This is a genomic window from Microbacterium paraoxydans, assembly GCF_019056515.1.
Classification (GTDB): Bacteria; Actinomycetota; Actinomycetes; order Actinomycetales; family Microbacteriaceae; genus Microbacterium.
Genome location: NZ_CP064873.1, coordinates 208,717 through 230,643 on the forward strand (window position 1 = coordinate 208,717; position 21,927 = coordinate 230,643).

The 21,927-nt window shown below is 71.6% G+C and carries 22 protein-coding genes; 15 read left to right on the forward strand and 7 right to left on the reverse strand.

The window, feature by feature from the left end:
* Positions 1 to 16: 16 nt before the first annotated feature.
* Together IZR02_RS01025 and IZR02_RS01030 are read right to left on the reverse strand one after the other, a co-directional pair.
* Positions 17 to 217: a hypothetical protein gene (locus tag IZR02_RS01025; RefSeq protein WP_217316542.1), complete on the reverse strand. Its 201-nt coding sequence runs from the start codon at positions 215 to 217 to the stop codon at positions 17 to 19.
* Between the two features lie 88 nt (positions 218 to 305).
* Positions 306 to 1,220, reverse strand: a complete 915-nt coding sequence (locus tag IZR02_RS01030) for an NAD(P)/FAD-dependent oxidoreductase (protein ID WP_029989520.1) — start codon at positions 1,218 to 1,220, stop codon at positions 306 to 308.
* Positions 1,221 to 1,297: 77 nt separating this feature from the next.
* Between IZR02_RS01030 and IZR02_RS01035 the strand changes: the two genes are divergently transcribed.
* Positions 1,298 to 1,885 (forward strand): helix-turn-helix domain-containing protein, encoded by a 588-nt coding sequence (locus tag IZR02_RS01035; RefSeq protein WP_025104143.1) that lies wholly within the window; start codon positions 1,298 to 1,300, stop codon positions 1,883 to 1,885.
* 27 nt (positions 1,886 to 1,912) lie between these two features.
* On the opposite strand, the gene IZR02_RS01040 is transcribed toward IZR02_RS01035, so the two are convergent.
* The 3 genes from IZR02_RS01040 to IZR02_RS01050 are packed head-to-tail and all read right to left on the reverse strand — an operon-like array spanning position 1,913 to position 4,350.
* Entirely contained in the window at positions 1,913 to 2,824 is a 912-nt protein-coding gene (locus IZR02_RS01040) for a phosphotransferase (protein WP_025104142.1), read from the reverse strand.
* 24 nt (positions 2,825 to 2,848) lie between these two features.
* Entirely contained in the window at positions 2,849 to 3,691 is an 843-nt protein-coding gene (locus IZR02_RS01045; RefSeq protein WP_025104141.1) for an SDR family NAD(P)-dependent oxidoreductase, read from the reverse strand.
* Positions 3,692 to 3,699: 8 nt separating this feature from the next.
* On the reverse strand, positions 3,700 to 4,350 hold the full coding sequence (locus IZR02_RS01050) for a GntR family transcriptional regulator (protein ID WP_025104140.1): 651 nt from the start codon (positions 4,348 to 4,350) through the stop codon (positions 3,700 to 3,702).
* 152 nt (positions 4,351 to 4,502) lie between these two features.
* Here IZR02_RS01050 and IZR02_RS01055 point away from each other — a divergent pair, with 152 nt between their 5' ends.
* The 12 genes from IZR02_RS01055 to dinB all read left to right on the forward strand — a co-directional run bounded on the left by IZR02_RS01055 (position 4,503) and on the right by dinB (position 18,737).
* Positions 4,503 to 5,864: an MFS transporter gene (locus tag IZR02_RS01055; protein ID WP_025104139.1), complete on the forward strand. Its 1,362-nt coding sequence runs from the start codon at positions 4,503 to 4,505 to the stop codon at positions 5,862 to 5,864.
* 132 nt (positions 5,865 to 5,996) lie between these two features.
* Entirely contained in the window at positions 5,997 to 7,532 is a 1,536-nt protein-coding gene (locus IZR02_RS01060) for an ABC transporter substrate-binding protein (RefSeq protein ID WP_081811588.1), read from the forward strand.
* A gap of 1 nt (position 7,533) precedes the next feature.
* Positions 7,534 to 8,496, forward strand: coding sequence for an ABC transporter permease (locus tag IZR02_RS01065; protein WP_025104137.1), 963 nt, complete (start codon positions 7,534 to 7,536; stop codon positions 8,494 to 8,496).
* A complete protein-coding gene (locus IZR02_RS01070) occupies positions 8,489 to 9,337 on the forward strand; it encodes an ABC transporter permease (protein WP_025104136.1) in 849 nt (282 codons plus the stop codon). Before IZR02_RS01065 ends, IZR02_RS01070 begins: the two co-directional genes overlap by 8 nt.
* The gene (locus tag IZR02_RS01075) at positions 9,334 to 11,094 is read left to right on the forward strand and encodes a dipeptide ABC transporter ATP-binding protein (RefSeq protein ID WP_062766082.1); all 1,761 of its coding nucleotides are present in this window, start codon (positions 9,334 to 9,336) and stop codon (positions 11,092 to 11,094) included. The genes IZR02_RS01070 and IZR02_RS01075 overlap by 4 nt, the downstream gene beginning before the upstream one ends.
* Positions 11,091 to 13,310 carry a peptidase C14 gene (locus IZR02_RS01080; protein ID WP_240183566.1) on the forward strand — a complete coding sequence of 740 codons (2,220 nt, stop codon included), beginning with the start codon at positions 11,091 to 11,093 and terminating at the stop codon, positions 13,308 to 13,310. The genes IZR02_RS01075 and IZR02_RS01080 overlap by 4 nt, the downstream gene beginning before the upstream one ends.
* 34 nt (positions 13,311 to 13,344) lie before the next feature.
* The gene (locus tag IZR02_RS01085) at positions 13,345 to 14,496 is read left to right on the forward strand and encodes a hypothetical protein (RefSeq protein WP_217316543.1); all 1,152 of its coding nucleotides are present in this window, start codon (positions 13,345 to 13,347) and stop codon (positions 14,494 to 14,496) included.
* Entirely contained in the window at positions 14,454 to 14,732 is a 279-nt protein-coding gene (locus tag IZR02_RS01090; RefSeq protein WP_217316544.1) for a hypothetical protein, read from the forward strand. Before IZR02_RS01085 ends, IZR02_RS01090 begins: the two co-directional genes overlap by 43 nt.
* 110 nt (positions 14,733 to 14,842) lie before the next feature.
* Positions 14,843 to 15,601 (forward strand): SDR family NAD(P)-dependent oxidoreductase, encoded by a 759-nt coding sequence (locus tag IZR02_RS01095; protein ID WP_025104132.1) that lies wholly within the window; start codon positions 14,843 to 14,845, stop codon positions 15,599 to 15,601.
* Positions 15,598 to 16,674 (forward strand): enolase C-terminal domain-like protein, encoded by a 1,077-nt coding sequence (locus tag IZR02_RS01100; RefSeq protein ID WP_025104131.1) that lies wholly within the window; start codon positions 15,598 to 15,600, stop codon positions 16,672 to 16,674. Before IZR02_RS01095 ends, IZR02_RS01100 begins: the two co-directional genes overlap by 4 nt.
* A gap of 1 nt (position 16,675) precedes the next feature.
* Positions 16,676 to 17,479, forward strand: a complete 804-nt coding sequence (locus tag IZR02_RS01105; protein WP_217316545.1) for an SDR family NAD(P)-dependent oxidoreductase — start codon at positions 16,676 to 16,678, stop codon at positions 17,477 to 17,479.
* Between the two features lie 61 nt (positions 17,480 to 17,540).
* A complete protein-coding gene (gene dinB / locus IZR02_RS01110) occupies positions 17,541 to 18,737 on the forward strand; it encodes a DNA polymerase IV (RefSeq protein ID WP_025104129.1) in 1,197 nt (398 codons plus the stop codon).
* Between the two features lie 69 nt (positions 18,738 to 18,806).
* On the opposite strand, the gene IZR02_RS01115 is transcribed toward dinB, so the two are convergent.
* Together IZR02_RS01115 and IZR02_RS01120 are read right to left on the reverse strand one after the other, a co-directional pair.
* Complete coding sequence (locus IZR02_RS01115; RefSeq protein WP_025104128.1) at positions 18,807 to 19,157, reverse strand: nuclear transport factor 2 family protein; 351 nt, start codon at positions 19,155 to 19,157, stop codon at positions 18,807 to 18,809.
* On the reverse strand, positions 19,150 to 19,899 hold the full coding sequence (locus IZR02_RS01120) for an SDR family NAD(P)-dependent oxidoreductase (protein WP_025104127.1): 750 nt from the start codon (positions 19,897 to 19,899) through the stop codon (positions 19,150 to 19,152). The genes IZR02_RS01115 and IZR02_RS01120 overlap by 8 nt, the downstream gene beginning before the upstream one ends.
* Positions 19,900 to 19,976: 77 nt before the next feature.
* Between IZR02_RS01120 and IZR02_RS01125 the strand changes: the two genes are divergently transcribed.
* Positions 19,977 to 20,951, forward strand: coding sequence for a C-terminal binding protein (locus IZR02_RS01125; protein WP_025104126.1), 975 nt, complete (start codon positions 19,977 to 19,979; stop codon positions 20,949 to 20,951).
* Between the two features lie 10 nt (positions 20,952 to 20,961).
* Positions 20,962 to 21,819 (forward strand): fumarylacetoacetate hydrolase family protein, encoded by an 858-nt coding sequence (locus IZR02_RS01130; protein ID WP_025104125.1) that lies wholly within the window; start codon positions 20,962 to 20,964, stop codon positions 21,817 to 21,819.
* Positions 21,820 to 21,927: the final 108 nt, after the last annotated feature.

Here is a 21,927-nt window from a genome sequence, read left to right on the forward strand (position 1 = left end):
CAGGAACGGGAGAACGTTACCTTCGCCGACGCGCCGTCACAAGACCGTGGATCCGGCGGCGGACGCGGTGCAGCAGCGGCATCTCCAGGTAGATCACGAGGGGGACGGCGATGGTGACGAGCACCAGCGTGCGCACGACGATCGGGAGTCCGGAGAGCGGCGCGGCGAGGACGAGGTTCAAGACCGTGAGGGTCGGGAAGACGGCGATCCAGATCATCAGCGCGAGCTGGTGCTGCGTGGGCGGGGGACGGGGGTCGCTGTCGGGGCGGGTGCTGTGGACATTGCTGTGTTCCTTCTCTCGGGGGTCAGGCGCCGCGGTGGGTCGCGAGCTGGGCGGCGAGGTCGTCGTCGGTGAGGTCGGCGTTGAGGGCGATCGCGGCGGCGGAGCCCTGTCCGGCCGCGGTGATGAGCTGCGCACGCGGATCGGCGACGTTCCCGGCGACGGAGACCCCTGGCACGCTCGTGCGCCCGCCGGCATCGTGCCGGACCCACCCGTTCTCGTCGGTCTCGCAGCCGAGAACGTGGAGGAGGGCGTCGTGAGCGCGCATCTCGGGGCGGACGAACACCGCGGCGCGCTCGACGTGCGTGCCGTCGCTCAGCTCCACGCTCTGGAGGCGGTCGGCCTCGACGATGAGGCGGGAGACCTCGCCCGGATGCACCCGGACGCCGCGCGCGTCGAGACGTTCCCGCTCGTCGTCCGTGAGCGGCCGGGTGTGGGGGAAGTAGACGACGTCGGCGGACCACTGGGCGATGAGGAGCGCGTGGGCGACCGACGCAGCCGTGCCGCCGATCACCCCGAGAGCGCGATCCCGCACCTCGTACCCGTGGCAGTACGGGCAGTGCAGCACATCGCGCCCCCAGCGCTCCCGCAGACGAGGGATGTCGGGGATCTCGTCGCGCAGGCCCGTGGTGACCAGCACCCGTCGGGCTTCCAGCCGTCGCCCGTCGTCGAGGGTGGCCGTGAAGCCCGGGGACAGCTCGGCGACGCGTCCGTCGATGATCGTGCCTCCGTAGCCCGCGACCTCGTCGCGACCGCTCGCGAGCAGCGCAGCGGGCGCGGCGCCGTCCCGGGAGAGGAAGCCGTGCAGGTGCGCCGCGGGGGCGTTGCGGGGCTCCCCCGCATCGACGATCGCGACCGTGCGTCGGGCGCGGAGCAGGACCAGGGCGGCGCTGAGGCCGGCGGCACCGCCGCCGACGATGAGCACATCGAATCTCTTCATGCCAGGAGAGTCGCCCCGGACGTGCCGGGCCGGCAAACTTCTTTGCTGCTCCTGGGAAATGCGGCCAGACTGAGGACGTGCAGGGGGACGAGATCGACGCGACGCTCGACGGCGTGGGCCCGCGGTTGCGGTGGCTCCGGAAGCAGCGGGGGATGACGCTGACCGACCTGGCCGACGCCACGGGGATCTCCACGAGCACGCTCTCGCGGTTGGAGACCGGGCAACGCCGACCGAGCCTCGAGCTTCTCCTCCCGCTCGCCCGCGCCCACCGGGTGCCGTTGGACGACCTCGTCGGGGCGCCCGACGTCGGCGATCCGCGCGTGCGATTGAAGCCGCGCCGCGTGCACGGCCGGATCGTCGTGCCGCTGACCCCGCACGCCGGTCCGGTCCAGGCCTGGAAGATCCTCATCCCGGGGAGTCAGGTGAATCCGCGTCCCCGGGCGCACGAGGGGCGCGAATGGCTCTACGTGCTCAGCGGCACCATGCGGTTGATCCTCGGCACGCGCGATCTGCGCATGGCAGCCGGTGAGGTCGCCGAGTTCGACACGCACGTGCCGCACTGGTTCGGGAGCGCGGACGGGGAGCCCGCCGAGGTGCTCAGCCTGTTCGGCCGACAGGGCGAACGCGTCCACGCGGGCGAGTCGGGCGCGCAGCCCGAGGGGTGACGGCCGAGGCCCACGCCTCGGGGGCGATCAGCGGACGAGCTCGGCGATCCAGTCGGTGGCGATGACCGCTTCCCGGCGCTGGAAGTCGCGGAGCGTCGTCATCCCGTCCGGCGCGGGAAGACGGCACTTCTCGAACCAGGCGCCGCCCGCGGCGGACAGGAGGGCGACATGGTCCTGCGTGGTCGACCCGGCGAAGACGGGGTGATCGAGCAGGGGATCGACCTCGGCCGCGGCGTCCTCCACGCGGAGGTCGAGCAGGTAGAGGAGGGCGTCCTCCCACCCCGCGCCGCGGGCCGCCCACGGCCAGTCGAGCAGCCGTGCGCGGCCGGAGTCCTCGATGAGGATGTTGTCGGCCCGGAGATCGGCGTGCAGGAGCCGGTCGCCCGCGACCGCGGTGCCCACGCGTTCCGCCGCCGTGCGGAGGAGGTCGACGTTCTGCGCACACCACGGCGTGGTCGTCTCCAGGAGCCCGGCCTCCTCGAGCCGCCGCCAGGATCCGGAGTCGTCGTGCAGCTCGTCGGCGAGGCGGGGAAGCGTGCGCGGCGCCTCGGCGGTGGCCAGGGCGGCGATCGCATCCAGGATGTGCGCGGTGTCGGGCGCGGTGGCCGAGCGTTCCGGATGACGACCCTCGACGTCTTCGATGAGAAGCACCGCCCACCCGTCCGCGGTGAAGGCGTCGACGAGGTGCGCGGCGGGGAGGGAGCGGGGGATCGCGCCGAGCACCTCGGCCTCCCGCACGTAGAGCGCGAACGTGCCTTCCGCGGACTCCTGCACCGCCTTGACGAACAGCCGCCGTCCGTCGGCGAAGGTCAGCCGTGAGGCCAGTCCCGCGGAGAAGCCGCCGTCCTGCGATTGCGCCCGTGTCACCGGTGAACCGGCGAACTCCTCGACCCGGGCTCGGAGAGCGGGAGGGAGCTGGGTCCAGTCGAGGCGCGCCATCGCCCCAGCGTAGACGGCGGGCGCTCAGCCCCCGGCCACGCCGACGAGCGCGGCGCTGCGCTGCCAGAGGGCCTCAGCGAGAGCGGGGTCGTGCACCTGCGGGTTCACGCGGGTGCTGAGGACGCGCTCGTCGTAGTAGCCGCCGGAGGCCCAGGTCTCGCCCGGCGTTCCCTCGAGGAACCAGCGCAGCGTCGCGCCGCCGCGGTCGCTGCCGATGAGGACGAGGCGGCGCAGCGGGGTGCGGTAGACGAGGCGCATGATGCTCGACGACTCGGCGGCGAAGTTCGTCGCCACGGTGCCGGGGTGGAAGGCCACCGCGCTGAGCCCCTGCGCATGGAACTTCTCGTGCAGGCTCTTCGCCATCAGGACGTTGGCGAGCTTGGCGTCGCCGTAGGCCTTGTTCGGGGAGTACCGGCGGGTGTTGTCGAGATCGTCGACGTCGAGATGCCCGAAGAGGCGATGCGCGACGCTGGAGGTGTTCACGACCGCGCCGCGGGCGGCGAGCAGCTGCGGGAGCAGGAGGTTCGTCAGCAGGAACGGGGCGAGGTGGTTCACCTGCATCGTCTTCTCGTGCCCGTCGACCGTGGGGGTGCGGTCGCCGAAGATGCCGCCGGCGTTGTTGGCAAGCACGTCGATGCCCGCTGCACCCACGGCGTCCGCGAGCTGGGCGGCGAGCGCGCGCACGTCGTCCAGGCGCGCGAAGTCGGCGGTGAACCACTCCGCGCCGGTCTCGTCCGCGACGGCCCGCATCTTGTCGGGCGAACGGCCCACGAGGAGCAGGCGGTGCGGGGATCCGGCGAGCTGGCGGGCGGCGGCGGCGCCGATCCCGTCCGAGGCTCCGGTCAGCACGATGGTGCGTGCGGCCACGGCGGCGCTCACTCGGCCGACGGCGTGATGCGGCGGACGGCCCTGGTCACGTGCTCGGTGATCACCGCGCGCGCCTGCTCTGGATCGCCGGTCGCGATGGCGTCGACGATCTGCTGGTGGCTGCGCACGTGCTCCTCCTGCTCGGCGGGGTCGAGGGCGGAGTTGGCCGCCTGGATGAACCCGGCGATCCGGCCACGGAGCTGGGCGCTGAGCTCGTCGAGGAACCGGTGCTCGGCGAGGTCGGCGAGGGTCTCGTGGAAGAGGCGGTCCTGGCGCAGGACCTCGGCCACGTCGCCCGGCGCCGCCGCCGCCATGGCCTGGATGATCGCTTCCAGCCGGGCCGCCGACTCGTCGTTCCACCGCTCCTGCACCCGGATCGCCATGAACTGCTCCAGCACGATCCGCAGGCTCGAGATCTCCTCCAGGTCCTGCGCGCTGAGCTGGGCGACGCGGGCGCCGCGGCGGGGCTCGCGGGTGATGAGGCGCTCCTCGGCGAGCCGGGTCAGGGCCTCGCGCACGGGGATGTGGCTGACGCCGAGACGGTCGGCGAGCTTGCGCTCCACGAGCCGCTCGCCGGGGGCGAGCTCTCCGGAGTGGATCGCCGCCCGCAGCTCGTCCGTGACCTGCTCGGCGATGTTCTGATCCGACACGCTGCGCATCCGGGGCCCTTCTCGATCTCGCGCGGCCCGGTGCTCGTCGAGCGGGGGCTCCTTCGCTCGGTCGATGCTATGGCATGAGCAGGGGACTGGACAGGAGCCGCGCGGTGCTAGATGCTATAGCAAAACCCGAAACCGATGACGAAGGAGTTGTCATGTCCGGCAGAGAGACGCTCGCGCAGGCGCGCGCCGCGGAGGACGCGGTGGGAGCCGCCGCCATGAAGAAGGCGATCTGGAGACTCGGTCCGTTCCTCGGCCTGCTCTACCTCGTCGCCTACATCGACCGGAACAACGCCGGCTTCGCGAAGCTCGAGATGACGGCCGCCCTCCAGATCACCGAGGCCGCCTTCGGCTTCGCGGCGGGCATCTTCTTCATCGGCTACCTGCTGTTCGAGGTGCCGAGCAACCTGCTCCTGGAGAAGTTCGGCGCCCGCAAGTGGATCGCCCGCATCATGATCTCGTGGGGCATCGTCGCGGCGCTGACCGCGTTCGTGCAGGACGCGACCCAGTTCGCGATCGCGCGCTTCATCCTCGGTATCGCGGAGGCCGGGTTCTTCCCCGGCGTGCTGCTCTACCTCACGCTGTGGTTCCCGCGGCAGTACCGCACGCAGGTGCTCGCCGTCTTCGTGCTCTCGAACCCGATCGCCAACGCGGTCGCCGCGCCGCTGTCCGGCTGGATGCTGGAGCTGCACGGGCTGTGGGGCCTGGACGGCTGGCAGCTCGTCTTCCTGCTGCAGGGCATCCCGGCCGTGCTGCTCGCGTTCGTCGTGTTCTTCTGGCTCCCCGACCGCCCGCAGGACGCGCGCTGGCTGACCCCCGCCGAGCAGCGCTGGATCACCGACACGCTCGCCGCCGAGACCCAGGCGACCGAGCAGCGGCACGGACGCCTGCGGCTGGGCGAGGTCTTCCGCAACGGCCGCCTCTGGACGCTCATCGTGCTCTTCTTCGGCGTCGTGTTCGGTGCCTACGGGCTGGGGATGTGGCTGCCGACGATCGTGAAGAGCATGGGCGACTTCTCGAACGCCACCACCGGCTGGCTCGTGGCGCTGCCGAACCTGTGCGCGGCCCTCGTGATGCTGCCGTGGGAGCGCGCCGCCCGGAAGCAGGGCAACATCCCGCTGCAGATCGGCATCACGCTCAGCATCACCGCCCTGTCGCTCATCGCGGCGGTCGCGGCGCAGGGCACGCCGGTGCTCGCGCTCGCCGCGCTGTGCGTCGGGATGTCGGCGCTCTTCTCGACCACCCCGCTGTTCTGGAGCCTGCCGCCCATGGTGCTCACCGGCACGGCGGCCGCGGCCGGCCTCGCCTTCATCAACTCGGTCGGCAACCTCGCCGGCTTCGCGGGACCCTACGCGATCGGCTGGATCAGCGAGACCACGGGGTCGGCGGTGTGGGGCCTGCTCCTCATCTCGGGGCTCACGCTGCTCGGAGCGACGATCGCCTTCGTGCTCAGCCGCCGCACGGACTTCACGACGGCGCCCGCGCTGGCCGTCGAAGCGTCCAGCGCCCGCCGGTGACCGGTCCGGGCCGGCGGTCGTGACGAGAACGTGACCCCGCCGGCCCGGTTCGCTCTAGACGCCGTTTGCCTTTTGCTACATGCTATAGCGCAACACCCTTACCCGAAGCACCACCCGACCTTGGAGGCACCCATGTCGCGTCGTCGTGTTCGGCTCGGCGGAGCAGCGATGCTGCTGACCGCCGCGCTCATCACCGCTGGTTGCAGCACCTCATCCACCCCCGACGGCCAGGCGCAGGACGGCGGCACCCTCACCGTCGCCGCCGCGCAGGGCATCCCGCAGCTCAATCCCGCCATCCGCACGTTCGCGTGGGAGGAGGTGCTGTTCCCGCTGCTGTGGAACGGCCTCACCAAGACCGACGAGTCCGGCGAGGTCGTCGGCGATCTCGCCGAGAGCTGGGAGGCGTCGGATGACCAGAAGACCTGGACCTTCACGCTCCGCGACGGCGTGACGTTCTCGAACGGCGAGGACTTCACCGCCGACGACGCGGTGGCCGCGTTCGACTACTACCTCGACCCGGACACGGCGACGCAGGAGAAGAACAAGATCTCGATGGTCACCGACGTCACCGCGCCGGACGAGAAGACCGTCGTGGTGACGCTGTCCGAGCCCATCGCGACCTTCCCCGCGGGTATCGTCTGGGTGAAGATGATCGACGTCGACGCACTCGACACCATCGACAAGGAGCCCATCGGCACCGGTCCGTACGTCGTGGACGCCTTCACTCCGGACGACAGCCTCACGCTCGTCCCCAACCCGGAGTACTTCGGCGAGGCTCCGGCGCTCGACGAGATCACGATCGTGAAGGCCGCCGAGTCCACCGCCGCCGTCACCGGTCTGCGTTCCGGCGACATCGACGTGCTGTGGTCCGTGCCACAGGGCGACGTGGCGGGTCTGGAGGGCGGCGACATCGCCCTGGTGAAGCCCGAGAACCCGAGCCAGTGGCCGTCGTGGGAGATCGACACGACGTCGCCGCCCTTCGACGACGTGCGCGCCCGGCAGGCCCTCGCGTACGCGACCGACCGTGAGGCCATCCTCGACGCCGCCTACTACGGCCAGGGCACGGTCTCCCCGACGAACAACGCGCTCGGCGAGGTGAACCCGTGGTTCGGCGGCGAGCTGACCGACTACTCCTACGACCTGGACAAGGCGAAGGAGCTGTTCGCCGAGGCCGGGGTGACCGAGGGCAGCACGCTCACCTGGTGGGGCGTGGCCGGACAGTACCCCGAGTGGAACACGAGCGGCGAGATCCTGCAGGCGAGCCTGAAGGAGATCGGCATCACGCTGACCATCGACAACAACGACATCGGCACCTGGGTCGACGCGTTCTACCCCGCGGGCAAGAGCTACCCCGGGTACATCGTGCCGAACTTCCAGTCCACCCCGCCCGAGCCGGCCTACTCGCTGAACTTCTACCTGGAGGGGCGGTGCGAGTGCAACTGGGTCGACCCCGACTTCCAGACGGCGTTCGCCGACGCCGTGGCCGAGCCGGACGAGACCGCCCGGGCCGCGAAGTGGGGCACCGTGCAGACCATCATCAACGAGCAGGTGCCGCTCATCGTGCCCCTGCAGTCGACGGTCGTCACCGCCACCAGCACGGCGGTCGACGGCGTGTGGGTCGAGGGCGGCGGACAGCTGCACCTCGAGGGCGCGCAGCTGAAGGGCTGACGTGGTCCTCTCCGTCCTCCGGCGGGTGGCGATCAGCATCGCGATGCTGATCGCCACCTCGCTCCTCGTCTTCGTCGTGCTCCGGCTGCTGCCGGGCGACCCCGTCATCACCCGCCTCGGCTCGACGCCGGGCGTGGATGCCGAGACCATCGCCCGGCTCCGGGAGGAGGCCGGCCTCGACGCCCCCGTCATCGAGCAGTACCTGCGCTGGATCGGCGGCGTCTTCACGGGCGACTTCGGTCAGTCCTACTTCAACCAGTACTCGGTGACGGAGCTCATCGCCCAGCGCCTTCCCGCGACGCTGGAGCTCACGCTCATCGGCGTGCTCCTGGCCGTGCTCATCGCCACCCCGGCCGCCGTGTTCGCCTCGCTGCGTCCGCTCGGCGTGGTCGACCGGGTGCTCACCGCGATCTCGACCGCGGGCATGGCCCTTCCCCAGTTCCTCATCGGCATCGTGCTCATCGTCGTGTTCGCCGTGCAGCTCAAGGTGCTGCCGGCCCGCGGCTACACGCCGTTCGCGGAGGACCCCGCCGAGAACCTCGTGCGCATGATCCTCCCCGGCCTCACCCTCGCCTTCGCGGCGGCGCCGCTGCTCATGCGGTTCCTCCGGGCCTCGATGGTCGAGGTGCTGGACGCCCCCTACATCCGCACCGCGAAGGGCAAGGGACAATCGGCGAGCGGCGTCGTCCTCGGCCACGCGCTCCGCAACGCCCTGATCCCCGGGCTCACCATGCTCGGCCTGATCGTCGGCTACACCCTGGGCGGCGTGGTGATCGTGGAGTACGTGTTCGGCGTCCCCGGGCTCGGCTCGCTCGCGATCGACGCGGTCTTCAAGCGGGACTACGCGGTGCTGCAGTCGGTCGTGCTGCTGATCTCCGCGATGTTCATCCTCACCACGCTCATCGTCGACCTCCTCTACGGGGTGCTCGACCCGCGTCTTCGTGCAAGGAGCAGCCGTGGCTGACACCCTCACCCTCGCGCTGCGCTCCGCGCGTCCCCGCCGACGGGTCGCCGTCGCCTCCTGGATCCCGCTGGGGCTGCTGGCGATCATCGTCCTCGCCTGCGTGCTCGCCCCGCTCCTGGCCCCGTACGACCCCGCGGCGCAGTCGTCCGACCGGTTCGCCGGTCCCTCGGCGGCGCACCTCTTCGGGACCGACGAGCTGGGCCGCGACCTCTTCAGCCGCGTGCTCTACGGCGGCCAGCTCACCGTGTTCATCGCCGGGGGCGCGACGCTCGTGGCCATGGTCCTCGGCATCGCCTGGGGAATGGCGGCGGCGTTCGCCCGCGGCTGGGTCGACGAGATCCTCATGCGCCTCGCCGACACGGTCATGGCGATCCCGCAGATCCTCTTCGCGCTCGTCTTCATCTCCGCCTTCGGCGCCGACCCCGTCAAGCTCGCCGTCATCATCGGGGTGCTCCTCACGCCGACCACCGCGCGGCTCGTGCGGTCGTCGGTGCTCAGCGAACTGCAGGAGGACTACTTCACGGCCGCGGTGGCGTTCGGCTCGACCCGGCGCCGGCTACTCTTCGCCGAGGTGCTCCCGAACGCCAAGGGGCCGATCATCGTGCAGGCGGCCATCAACGCCGCCAACGCGATCCTCCTGGAGGCGTCGATGAGCTTCGTCGGGCTCGGCATCGCGCCGCCCGAGGCCACCTGGGGCACGCTCGTGCAGCAGGGCTACCAGAAGATGTACCAGTCCATCGGATACGTGCTGTTCCCCGCCCTGTTCATCTTCGTCACCATCTGGCTGCTCAACGTGCTCGCCGACCAGTTCGGCGGCGATCGGAAGGGGAGGGGCCGATGACCGACCTCATGCCCGTCCTGCAGGTGCAGGACCTCACCGTCTCCTATGGGGACGTCATGCCCGTCCAGGGCATCACGTTCGCGGTGCGGCCCGGGGAGCGCATCGGCCTCGTCGGCGAATCCGGCTCCGGCAAGTCGCTCACGGCGCTGTCGATCATGCGGCTGAACGACGGGGCGACCCTCGGCGGCAGCATCCGGCTGCGCGACCGTGAGCTGCTCACGCTGAGCCCGCGGGAGATGACCCGCGTGCGCGGCGGCGAGATCGCGATGGTCTACCAGGACCCGATGTCGTCGCTGAACCCGGTCCGCACGATCGGGCACCAGCTCGTCGAGGCGATCCGGCTGCACGACCGGGTCTCGGCGGCGGCCGCCCGCGCCAGGGCCGTCGAGCTGCTGACCGAGGTCGGGGTGCCGCTGCCCGAGGAGCGTCTGGGCCAGTACCCGCACGAGTTCTCCGGCGGGATGCGGCAGCGCGTCATGATCGCGATGGCCATGTCGTCCCGGCCCGCCGTGCTCATCGCGGACGAGCCGACCACGGCCCTCGACGTCACGACGCAGTCCCGGATCATCGACCTCCTCGACCGGCTCGCGGAGGACCACGGGACTGCGGTCGTGCTCATCACGCACGACCTCGGCGTCGCCGCCGGGTTCTGCGAGCGCATCCACGTGATGCGGCACGGGCGCGTGGTCGAGGAGGGCCCGGTCGACCGCATCTACGCCGCCCCGGAGCACCCGTACACGCAGGCGCTCCTCGGCGCGGTCGTCGACCTCACGGTGGACGTGCAGCAGCCCATCCGCACCGCCGCGGAGGTGCTCGAACGCGGGACGGAGCCGCTCGCCGAGGCCGGGTCGATCAGCGCGGTGGATCGGGCGCGGGAGTCCGGCGACGTCCTGGTGGACGTGCAGGGCGTGTCGAAGGTGTTCACGCTCGGCTCCGGACGCCGGGTGACCGCGGTCGACGACGTGTCGTTCCAGATCCGGCGCGGCGAGACGGTCGGGCTCGTCGGCGAGTCGGGCTCCGGCAAGTCGACCGTGTCGAAGGCCGTGCTCGCGCTCGGCGGCATCGACGGCGGGACGGTCGTCTTCGACGGGCAGCGTCCGCACGACCTCCGCGGCGAGGAGCTGCGGCGGCTGCGCAAGCGCATGCAGATGGTGTTCCAGGACCCCTTCTCGGCGCTGAACCGGCGGCAGACCGTCGCGCAGATCATCGAGGCGCCGCTGCGCGCCCACGGCATCGGCACCCGGGCATCCCGCGCCGAGAAGGTGCGCGAGACCATGCACCGCGTGCGCCTGGACGAGGAGTTCGCGCACCGGCTGCCGCGCTCGATGTCCGGCGGGCAGTGCCAGCGCGTGTCCATCGCCCGGTCGCTCGTGCTGGAGCCGGAGTTCCTCGTGCTCGACGAATCGGTGTCGGCGCTCGACGTATCGATCCAGGCACAGGTGCTCAATCTGCTCCGGGAGCTGCAGGCCGAGCTCGGCCTCACGTACCTCTTCATCAGCCACGACCTGGCGGTGATCCGGTACATGTCCTCGACGGTCGCCGTGATGCAGCAGGGCCGCATCGTCGAGATCGGCGCGCGCGACGCGCTCTTCGCGAATCCGCAGCACGAGTACACGCGCGGGCTCATGGCGGCGATCCCGGTCGCCGACCCGGTCCTCGAGCGCCGACGGCGTGCGGAGGCCGCGGCGCTCTGGCAGAGCCACGGCGGGCAGACGGGTGCGGTCCCCGCGACGACCGCCGGACGAGGAGGACGATGATGACCATCACGGATCAGGGGACGGGGGCCGCGGCGGACACCGCGGGTGCCGGCGCGGCGGTGCGGTCCACCGGCCGCCGCGCGCTCATGGCCGGGCTCGGCGCGGTCGCGCTCGGCACAGCGGGCGCGCTCGCGAGCACGGCACCGGCGCAGGCCGCCCCGGTCGTCGCCGGCGCCAAGGACGTCACGCGAGCGGAGTCCGTCGCCGATCTGGGCCGCCTGCGGGCCCGTGACGGCGAGGTGGCGGTCGTCGCCGGGTACCGGAAGCCCGGCGACGCCGGGCTGCTCGTGTATGTGGGCAGCGAGAACGCGAAGACCGCGCCCAACGGCGGCACGGTGATCGCGGGGAAGCACGACACCCGCTGGGTCCTGCAGCATGACGGTACCGTCGACTTCCGCGTCTTCGGCATCACGGGACCGGAGAAGCCGGCCGACGACGCGCTCGCCGCGATGGTGAACGATCCCCGCATCCGCCGGATCGAGGCGAGCACGGATCTGCTGTTCCGGCGACGACACCGCTTCACCCGGTCGTACGTCGAGATCGACTTCGGCGGACACGTCATCACGACCGACGGCATCGAGAAGAACACGCACGACAACCCGTTCGGCGCCGTGATGTTCTTCACCGGGGTGTCGAAGGACGTCACGGTCGAGCACGCGCTGGCCGAGGCCTGGCCCGAGCTGACCGACGCGGTCGCCGTGCCGGATGCCTCCCGGTTCCCCGTCGACTCCTGGTGGGCGGTGCAGTGCGACCCGGTCGCCGGAGGAGGGGCGGACGAGCGCGAGCTGCAGCGCTTCGTGCAGGTGACGCAGCAGATCGACGCCACCCACATCCGCATCGACTACCTCAACGGCTGGCCGCTCGACACCGGGCGGAAGCTCATCTGGCGGCAGATGGAACCGGTCGCGGGCGTGCGCATCGCGAACATGCGGTTCCTCGGCGCCGGACCTTTCGACGGCCCCACCGACGGCTCCTTCCCCGACTCCCGCGAGCTCACCGGCTCCCACCCGATCGCCTTCGAGTACGCGATCCACTGCGACGTCGCCGATGTGCACGCGAGCCGCACCTGGTGGCCCGTGATCATGCGGCGCTGGAACACGCACTTCACGACGGAGCGCTGCTCGGTGGAGAACCCGCCGACCGTGTTCTACGGCGGTGCGGGCTACCTCACGCAGCAGATCTACAGCCTCTATGGACGGGTCAGCGACTGCACGTCGTCGAACGCCCGGCACCTGAACGACCTCACCGCCAGCGCGTACTGCATCGTCGAGAACTGCCACGGCGACGGCGACGATCAGGGCGGCAACCCCTTCACCACGCACGGCCAGTACGAGCACGACCTCACCTTCATCGGCAACTCCGGGCTCATGGACATCGCCAACTCCGGCGCGCAGTGGGGCACGGCCGCCAAGCGCATCACGGTGCGCGACCACGTCTGCTCCTGGTTCGTCGCCGGCACCAAGATCAGCGATCTGACGCTGGAGAACGTGCGGGTCATCGGCCGCTCGACCTTCGATCCGCAGGCGACCATGACCATCAACGCCGACGGCGCCCAGGTGCGCGGGTGCACCGCGGGACTTCTGGCGATCGGACAGCGGTCGCAGCGCTCGTCGCGGCCGACCGTGATCGCGGACTCCACCTTCGCGCTGCCGAAGGACCAGGTGCTCGTGCAGACCCCGGTCACGGCTCCCGTGCGCTTCGTGGACTGCACGATCACCGGGATCGACGGGGTGAAGGCCCGCGGGTCGGGTCCGGTCGAGTTCGTGGACTGCCGCCTCAGCGGCCCGGCGGCGGGTGCGCCCTTCGAGCTCGGCGCCTCCCGCGTCACCATCCGCGGCGGTTCCGTGCGCGACGTGCGCCTGACCGCGACCGCGGTGCGCGATCAGCTCGTCGCTCTGGACGGCGTCGAGCTGGCCACGGAGCGGACGGACGGCGCGCTGCTGAGCAGGGCTGCCGGTGCCGGCGTCGTCACCTGGCGGGTGAGCGGGGTGACCTCGACCGTGCCGAAGGGCGCGGCCCACCTCGACATCGGCGCGGGCGTCAACCACGCCCGCGTCACCGGCAGCCAGTTCGTCGGCGGAGGACTGCGACTGGCGGACGGATTCGCCGAGCCGTCGACGCTGCTGTACAGCGACACCGTCGAGCGCGGCGTCGAGACCGCACTGCCGGAAGCCGGACCGCGCGTCGTCATCGCGGACGTGCTGGCGAGCGCGTGACGGACGGCATCATGGACATCAGGGAGGACCAGGCGTGAACGACACCGCAGCGGCGACGCACCTCGGAGACCGCATCCGCATCCCCCGCACGCGGGCGCGCATCGGCGTCGCCCGGCGCGACATCACGCCGCCCGTCGGCATCCGCGCCAAGAACTGGGGCCCGGCCGACTGGGAGCGCTCCGAGGGGGCGCACCGGCCGTTCGAGCTGACCGCGCTCGCGGTGGTGGCCGCGGACGAGCGGCCCCGGGTGCTGCTCGCCGTGGACGGCACGTGGTGGCGCCGAGTCGCGGATGAGCAGGGCGTGCGCGGGGCCATCCTCGACGGTCTGGGCCTCGCGCCCGATCAGCTCATGCTCTCCCTCTCGCACACCCACGCCGGGGCCGTGCTCTGTGCCGCGGATGCGCATCTGCCGGGCGGGGAACTCATCCCCGGGTATCTGGAGGCCCTTGCTGCCGCGGGCATCGCCGCCGGGCGCGAGGCGCTGGAGACCGCCCGACCGGGACTGATCGAGTGGACCGCGGGCACCTGCACCCTCGCGGCGGAGCGGGAACTCGACCTCGACGGCCGCGCGCTCGTCGGCTACAACCCCCAGGGCACCGCCGACGACACCGTGGCGATCGGCCGGATCAGCATCGACGGGGAGGTGCGGGCGACGCTCGTGAACTACGCGTGCCATCCGACGACCCTGGCCTGGCAGCACCGGGAGGTGTCCCCGGACTACGTCGGCGCGATGCGCGAGATCGTGGAGGCGGCGACCGGCGCACCGTGCCTGTTCGTGCAGGGGGCCTCGGGCGAGCTGGCCCCTCGGGAGCAGTACACCGGCGACGTCGCGGTGGCCGACCGGCACGGACGCTCACTCGGGCACGCGGTGCTCGCGGCGCTGGACGGGCTCCCGGTCCCCGGCGAGGAGCTGACGCTGGACGGCGTCGTGGAGTCGGGGGCTCCGCTCGCGATCTGGACCGGGACCCCGCGGACGGCGGCGACGGGGCGGCGGGAGTCGTCTCGGCCGTCGAGCTGCCGCTGCGCGACCTGCCCACCCTGGACGAGCTCGCCGAGGAGTGGAAGGACATCGACCCCCGGTCGCGGGAGGAGCGCCTCGGACGGGCGCGGAACCTCCGTGACGGCTACATCGACGGTCCGACCGTGTCGCATCCGGTGTGGGCCTGGCGGCTCGGAGACGCCGTGATCGTGGGGCATCCGGGCGAGGCGTACTCGCGGCTGCAGACGACCCTGCGGGAGCGGTTCCCGGAGACGCCGATCGTGGTGATGAACCTCACGAACGGCCCGGGGTTCGTGTATCTCCCGACCCGCGAGGCCTACGACCGCGGCGCCTATCAGTCCTGGCAGACGCCCCTGGCCCCCGGTGCCCTGGAGCTCCTGGAGTCCCACGCCGTGTCGGTCGTTGCCGGGTTGCTGGGGTAGGCCCCCGTTCGAATCGCCCACTTTGCTCCATTTCCGGCCGAAATCGAACCAGTTGCGCGATTCGAACGGGATAGAGTTGCTATAGCAAATCCCCGAGGTAGAGGAGAGACATGACCGCGCGCCCCGTCGCCATCGTCACCGGAGGCTCGGCCGGCATCGGCTGGGAGATCGGACAGCGGCTCTCCGCGGACGGGTATCTCGTCGTCGCGACCGACCGCGTCCCCGGGCTCACCGCGGGCGAGAACCCCGCCGGGATCCTGTGGCGGGAGCTCGACGTCACCGACCATGCCGCCGTCGACCGGGTCTTCGGCGAGATCGAGGCGGAGCTCGGGCCCCTCGAGGTGCTCGTGAACAACGCGGGCATCCAGCGGCATCGCGGGATCGAAGACCTCACGTGGGACGAGTGGTCCGCGGTCGTGGACGTGAACCTGCACGGGGTGTTCTCCGCGCTCCAGGCTGCCGGGAAGCGCATGCTCGACCGGGGTGAGGGCCGCATCGTCAACATCTCCTCCATCTCCTCGCGAGGCTCCGCGGGGCGGGCGCCGTATGCCACGACCAAGGCCGCCGTCATCGGACTCACTTCGACGGCCGGAGCGGAGTGGGCGGCGCGCGGTGTCCGTGTCAACGCTGTCGCCCCGGGCTATGTCGACACCGGAGTGTTCCGGCAGGGCGTCGAGCAGGGGACGTTGAGCCTCGACACGATCCTGTCCCGCATCCCCGCGAAGCGCCTGGCCGACGCGAGTGAGATCGCCGCGGCCGTGAGCTTCCTCGTGTCGGACCAGTCGCGCTACATGAACGGGCAGACCCTGTACGTCGACGGCGGGTTCATGGTCGACTACGGCGTGCCCCTCGCGAAGAAGCCCGAATGACCACCGTCGCCCGGATCGACACGGCCACCGCGGTCCTCCCCCTCCCGGCACCGCTGCAGCTCGGCGCGATGACGGTCACGCGGCGGGAGTACTCCGCGGTGCAGGTGACGACGGACGACGGCACCACCGGGGTCGCCTACTGCCTGTCGCGCGAGGCCCCGATGGCGGAGATCGTGGAACGCCTGGTGGCTCCGCACGCGGTGGGGCTCGACGCCGACGACCCGGCGGCCGCGTGGGACCGGATGCTCCGCGGCAGCGCGATCGTCGGACGGGTGGGACTCGTGCGGCGGGCGATCGGCCTCGTCGACATCGCCCTGTGGGACATCGCGGCCCGTCGCGCCGGTGTGCCGCTGTGGACCCTGCTCGGCACGGGTGACGCCCCGCGGGAGGGGATGCTCGTCGCCGCGTATCCGTCTCCGCAGCGCCCGCCGCGGGAGGTCGCGGACGAGGTGCTCGCGCAGGCGGAGGGCTGGGCGCAGGTGAAGATTTCGCGCATTCCCGATCCGGCATACATGCGCGAGCTGCTCGCGATCCTCGGCGCCGAGCTGCCGTCATCGACCGGACTCGTGGTGGATGTGGGCTTCGGCTGGCCCGACGCGGAGTCCGCCGTGGCGGAGGTCGCGCAGTGGGGCGCCCCCCGCCTGGCCTGGCTGGAGGATCCGCTGCTCCCCGAGGATGCGGCCGGTGTCGCCCGCATCCGCCGGGAGACCGGGCTGCCGGTGGCGGTGGGCGACGAGGTGACCGACCCCGCCGTGCTCCGGGCTCTCGTCGAGGTCGGCGAGGTCGACGCGCTGCGCCTCGACGTCGTGGCGATCGGCGGCATCACCCCCGCGCGCGAGCTCATCGCCTGGGCGGCAGAGCGCGGCGTCCCGGTGTCCGGACACGTGTACCCCGAGGTCACGGCCCACCTCGGCATCCAGGTGGAGACCTTCGCCCGCGGGGTGAATCCCTACGACCCCGCGCCCTCGTTCGTCACGGGCGGGCCGCAGTTCGCCGGCACCGTCACGCCCCCCGCGACTCCGGGGCTCGGCTTCGGCCTCGATCCCGCCGTCTTCCGTTTCGAGAGGGACTGACATGACACCTTCCCCGCGCAGCGTCGTGGTCACCGGCAGCGGCAAGGGCATCGGCCGCGCGGTGGCCGCGCGGCTCACCGCCGACGGCTGGATCGTGGTCGGGCTCGAACGCTCGCCCGGCTCCGGGACCGTGGAGGAGGGCATCGTCGCCGAGGTCGTGCTCGGCGACGCCTCCGACCGCACGGCCCACGAGCGTGCCGCCGCCGCCGCGCGCGCGAGGGCTCCGCTGGCCGGCTGGGTCAACAACGCCGGAATCACGAAGCGCACGCCGCTGCACGAGCTCGACGAGACGGTCGTGCGCGAGATCGTCGACATCAACGGCTTCGGCTACCTCTGGGGCTGCTCGACCGCCGTGTCCGCGTTCCTCGATCAGGGCGTCGGCGGGGCGATCGTGAACATCGGCTCGATCCACGGGCGGTCGAGCTTCGTGGACCACGCGGCCTACGAGTTCACGAAGGGCGGCATCGACGCCCTGAGCCGCAGTGTCGCCGTGACATATGGCGGACTGGGCATACGAGCGAACACCGTCGCGCCGGGCGGCGTGCGCACTCCGCATCTGGAGGCGCAGATCGCGCGGGCGGCCGACCCTGCGGCGGAGGAGCGCCTGCTCGCGGAGGGTCCGCCCATGGGACGCATCGCCCGTGCGGAGGAGGTCGCCGCGGTGACGGCGTTCCTGCTCTCCGACGAGGCCCCCTACCTCTCGGGACAGTCCATCGCGGTCGACGGAGCGTGGACGGCGTCGTTCGGGGACATCACGCTCGACCCCGCGCTGCGGGAGCGGTTCGAGGCGCCCCCGGCCTCCTGAACTCCGGCCACGCGGATGTCCCCGGTCCGTGCGACGATCCGCTCGTCGACGGGAGAACGGGATGCGCGGGGAAGCGACGGTTCTGCACGCCGATCTCGATGCGTTCTACGCCTCGGTCGAGCAGCGTGATGCGCCGGAGCTCCGCGGGCGTCCGGTGATTGTCGGCGGCGGGGTCGTGCTGGCCGCGAGCTACGAGGCGAAGGCGCGGGGCGTCCGTACGGCGATGGGCGGCCGGCAGGCGCGGGAGCTGTGCCCCGACGCCGTCGTCGTGCCGCCGCGGATGGAGGCCTACTCCGCGGCCAGCAAAGACGTCTTCCGCATCTTCCGCGACACCACCCCGCTCGTGGAAGGGCTCTCCATCGACGAGGCGTTCCTCGAGGTCGGCGGCCTGCGACGCATCGCCGGCACTCCCGAGGCCATCGCCATGCGGTTGCGGGAGCGCGTGCGCGCCGAGGCGGGCCTGGCGATCTCGGTCGGCGTCGCCCGCACGAAGTTCCTCGCCAAGGTCGCGAGTGCGGTGAGTAAGCCCGACGGACTCCTCGTCGTCGAGCCCGACCAGGAGGAGGAGTTCCTGCTGCCGCTCCCCGTCGAGCGGCTCTGGGGAGTCGGCGCGGTGACGGCGGAGAAGCTGCACCGTTACGGCATCCGCACGGTCGGACAGCTCGCGGAGCTCGAGGCCGCGACCGCGGAGCGCATGCTCGGTAAGGCGACCGGAGCGCACGTCCATGCTCTCGCCCGCCTGCGAGACCCCCGCCCCGTGGACACGACCAGGCGCCGGGGATCGATCGGGTCGCAGCGGGCGCTCGGCGTCCGTCCGCGGTCGCCGGAAGAGCTCGACGTCATCCTCACCCAGATCGTCGACCGGCTCGCGCGGCGACTCCGCGACGGCGACCGCGTGTGCCGGACGGTGGTGCTGCGGCTGCGCTTCGGCGACTTCGCGAAGGCCACCCGTTCGCGGTCGCTGCGGGCGCCGACCGACCGCACCGCGCTGCTGCTCGCCGTCGCCCGCACGCTCCTCGCCGCGGCGCAGCCCGAGATCAGTGGTCGCGGCATCACCCTGCTCGGTCTCTCGCTCACCCAGCTCGACGCGGCGGACAGCGTCCCGCCCGAGCTGCCGATCGACTGGGACGACGAATCCCGTCTGGACACCGTGCTCGACACGCTCCGCGACCGTTACGGCTCCGCCTCGGTCTCCCGCGCCGCACAGCTCGGCCGCGACCCCGGTTGGTCGTCTCCGGTGCTTCCGGAGCACCACTGACCCCTTTCGAATCGCTTGACTGGTCCCATTTCGGCCGGAAATACAGCCAATCGGGCGATTCGAAGCGGGTCAGGCCTTGAGCATCGACGCCCGCGAGATCACGCCGTCGACCACGTCGAACGTCGCGATGGTCTCCGTGGCGACGCCGGCGTTGATGACCCGCTCCTGCGCGACGACCCAGCGGGAGCCGAACAGGACGCTCGTGTCGATCACGCAGGAGAGCTCCGGATTCTGCAGCCGCGGCTCGTAGAAGGCGCGAATCGCAGCCGACCCGACGAGGGGCTCCGCCGCGACCCCGGTGACCACGGCGTCGTCGGCATACGTCGCGACGAAGGCGTCGAGGTCGTGGGCGTTGAAGGCGTCGAGCTGCGCCTGCACGGTGTCGAGGGCAGAACGGTCCTGGGCGGTGCGGTCAGTCAATGCGAACTCCTCCGTTGACGTCGTAGGTGGCTCCGGTGATGAAGCGGGCCCGCTCCGAGGCGAGCGACGCGATGATCCAGGCGACGTCCTCCGGCTGCCCGAACGCACCGAGCGGGATGCCCGACTCGAGCTTCGCGCGACCCTCGCCCTGGAGCTGATCCGTGATCGCGCTGGCGACCGGGCCGGGCGTGACGGCGTTGACGCGGATGCCCTCGGCGGCGAGGTGCCGGGCGAAACTGCGGGTGATCGCGAGGATCGCCCCCTTACTGGCCGCGTAGTGGATGCCCGTCTGCAGCGCGCCGACCTGCCCGGCGATCGAGGCGATGTTGATGACCGAGCGGTCGCCGTCGGCGGCCCGGAGCAGGAGGAGCGCCGCGCGGGTGAGCAGGAAGGTGCCGCGGGCGTTCGTCTCCAGGACGAAGTCCCACTCCTCGATGTCGATCTCGGGGTACGGGGTGTAGGGGCAGACGCCGCCGTTGTTGACGAGGACGTGCAGGTCGCCCCAGGCGTCCGTGATCTCGGCGATGAGCGCCGTGATGGAGTCGGGGTCGCGGAGGTCGAGGCGCGACACATGGACGTCCGGCGAGCCCGCGGCGCGGCACTCCTCCGCCACGCGTGCGGCTTCGGCCTCCCGTCCGGCGTAGGTGATCCAGAGGGCGACGCCCTCGCGGGCGAGTTCGAGGGCGGCGGCGGTTCCGATGCCGGAACTGGCGCCCGTGACGAGTGCGCGGCGAACAGTCATAACTAAACGCTATAGCAAGAACCGGCTCTCCGGACAGCGCTGTACGAGAAGTTGCTAGATGCTATAGCATCGCATCCATGACCGCGCCGCTCATCCTCGTCACCGACTGCGACCTCCCCGGGACCGTCATCGAAGACACCCTCCGCGCCGCCGGCCTCCGTGCCGAGCGGGCCGCCTCCGGGAGCCCGGACGACATCGCCGCCGCCGGAGCCGACGCCGAGGCGCTGGTCGTGCAGTGGGCGCGCATCGACGGCGACCTCATGGACCGCCTGCCGAACCTCCGTTTCATCAGCCGTGTCGGCATCGGCTACGACATGATCGACGTCGAGGCCGCCACGGCCCGCGGCATCGCCGTCGCAAACACGCCGAGCTACTGCATCGAAGAGGTCGCCGCGCACACCGTCGCGATGATCATGACCCAGGCCCGCGGCCTCTCCGCCTACGACCGGGCCGTACGGCAGGGCGTCTGGAAGGCCGTCGACGCCCGGCCGCTCGCCGTGCGGCCGTCCTCCACCACCGTGTCGGTGCTCGGCTTCGGCCGCATCGGATCGATCGTCGCCCGCGGGTGTCGGGCGCTCGGCTTCCGTGTGCTGGTGGCCGACCCGTATGCCTCCGACGACGCCGTGCGCGACGCAGGCTGCGAGCCCGTCGACATCCCGTCGGCGATCGCCCGCGCCGACATCCTCACCCTGCACGTGCCGCTGACGGACGAGACCCGCCACCTGATCGACGCCGCGGCCCTGGCGACGATGAAGCGGGACGCCGTGATCGTGAACACCTGCCGGGGGCCGCTCATCGACGAGGACGCCCTGGCCGCGGCGCTCCGCGACGGCCGGCTCGCCGGTGCTGCTCTCGACGTCTTCGCGGAGGAGCCGCTCCCCGGCAGCTCCCCGCTGCGCGCGCTCGACACCGTGCTGCTCACGCCGCACGCCGCCTGGTACTCCCCGGAGGCCCTGGCGGATCTTCCCGTGCACGCCGCCGAGAACGTGATCCGCTCGCTCGCCGGCGAGGCCGTGCCCATCGTCAACCCGGCCTTCGCCGCCGCGCGCTGAGAGGACTCCCATGGAACTGCTGCGACTCGGCGCGATCGGCCAGGAGCGCCCCTACGTCCGCGATGACGAGGGCGTGGTGCGCGATCTCAGCTCCCTGACCCGTGACATCGACGGCGCCTTCCTCGCCGCGGACGGCATCGCCCGCGTGCGGGCGGCACTCGCCGACGGCTCGCTTCCGAAGGTGGAGACCGCGGGACTGCGCGTCGGTGCCCCTGTGGCGCGGCCGACCGCGGTGATCTGCATCGGCCAGAACTACGCGGCGCACGCGGCGGAGTCGGGCTCCGAGCCGCCCGCACACCCGGTGGTGTTCTTCAAGCACCCGAACACGGTCGTGGGGCCGGACGACGTCGTGCTCCTGCCGCCGGGAGCCGAGAAGGTCGACTGGGAGGTCGAGCTCGCGGTCGTCATCGGCCGCACCGGGCGGTACCTGCCCTCCGCGGAGGCCGCGCGCGACGTGATCGCCGGCTACACCATCTCGAACGACGTGTCCGAGCGGGCGTATCAGCTCGAGGTCTCCGGCGGACAGTGGTCGAAGGGGAAGTGCTCCGAGACGTTCAACCCCCTCGGCCCGGCACTGGTCCCCGCGGACGAGGTCGACCCCCAGGCGCTGCGCCTGCGGTCCTTCGTGAACGGCGAGCCGCGGCAGGACTCCTCCACCGCCGACATGATCTTCCCCGTGCTCCAGCTGGTGCACGAGCTCAGTCACTACCTCGTGCTCGAACCCGGCGACGTCATCAACACCGGCACTCCGCAGGGTGTCGCGCTGTCCGGACGCTTCCCCTACCTGCAGGACGGCGACGAGATGACCATCGAGATCGAGCGACTCGGCCGCCAGCACCAGCGCACGGAGCGGGTCCGTCTCGGGTGAGGCCTGTGCCCGGGGCACGGTTCCTTTCGCTGAGTGCAACCGTGTCCCGGGTAGAGGTCTCTCCCGGGTGCCCGCGCGGGCTCAGGCATGCGCACAGGCTCAGGCGGC

Bases quoted from the DNA above. Each gene is read 5' to 3' on its own strand.
- IZR02_RS01025 (WP_217316542.1), bottom strand. From the start codon at position 217: ATGATCTGGATCGCCGTCTTCCCGACCCTCACGGTCTTGAACCTCGTC.
- IZR02_RS01030 (WP_029989520.1), bottom strand. From the start codon at position 1,220: ATGAAGAGATTCGATGTGCTCATCGTCGGCGGCGGTGCCGCCGGCCTC.
- IZR02_RS01040 (WP_025104142.1), bottom strand. From the start codon at position 2,824: ATGGCGCGCCTCGACTGGACCCAGCTCCCTCCCGCTCTCCGAGCCCGG.
- IZR02_RS01050 (WP_025104140.1), bottom strand. From the start codon at position 4,350: ATGCGCAGCGTGTCGGATCAGAACATCGCCGAGCAGGTCACGGACGAG.
- IZR02_RS01055 (WP_025104139.1), top strand. From the start codon at position 4,503: ATGTCCGGCAGAGAGACGCTCGCGCAGGCGCGCGCCGCGGAGGACGCG.
- IZR02_RS01060 (WP_081811588.1), top strand. From the start codon at position 5,997: ATGTCGCGTCGTCGTGTTCGGCTCGGCGGAGCAGCGATGCTGCTGACC.
- IZR02_RS01075 (WP_062766082.1), top strand. From the start codon at position 9,334: ATGACCGACCTCATGCCCGTCCTGCAGGTGCAGGACCTCACCGTCTCC.
- IZR02_RS01080 (WP_240183566.1), top strand. From the start codon at position 11,091: ATGATGACCATCACGGATCAGGGGACGGGGGCCGCGGCGGACACCGCG.
- IZR02_RS01095 (WP_025104132.1), top strand. From the start codon at position 14,843: ATGACCGCGCGCCCCGTCGCCATCGTCACCGGAGGCTCGGCCGGCATC.
- IZR02_RS01100 (WP_025104131.1), top strand. From the start codon at position 15,598: ATGACCACCGTCGCCCGGATCGACACGGCCACCGCGGTCCTCCCCCTC.
- IZR02_RS01105 (WP_217316545.1), top strand. From the start codon at position 16,676: ATGACACCTTCCCCGCGCAGCGTCGTGGTCACCGGCAGCGGCAAGGGC.
- dinB (WP_025104129.1), top strand. From the start codon at position 17,541: ATGCGCGGGGAAGCGACGGTTCTGCACGCCGATCTCGATGCGTTCTAC.
- IZR02_RS01120 (WP_025104127.1), bottom strand. From the start codon at position 19,899: ATGACTGTTCGCCGCGCACTCGTCACGGGCGCCAGTTCCGGCATCGGA.
- IZR02_RS01125 (WP_025104126.1), top strand. From the start codon at position 19,977: ATGACCGCGCCGCTCATCCTCGTCACCGACTGCGACCTCCCCGGGACC.
- IZR02_RS01130 (WP_025104125.1), top strand. From the start codon at position 20,962: ATGGAACTGCTGCGACTCGGCGCGATCGGCCAGGAGCGCCCCTACGTC.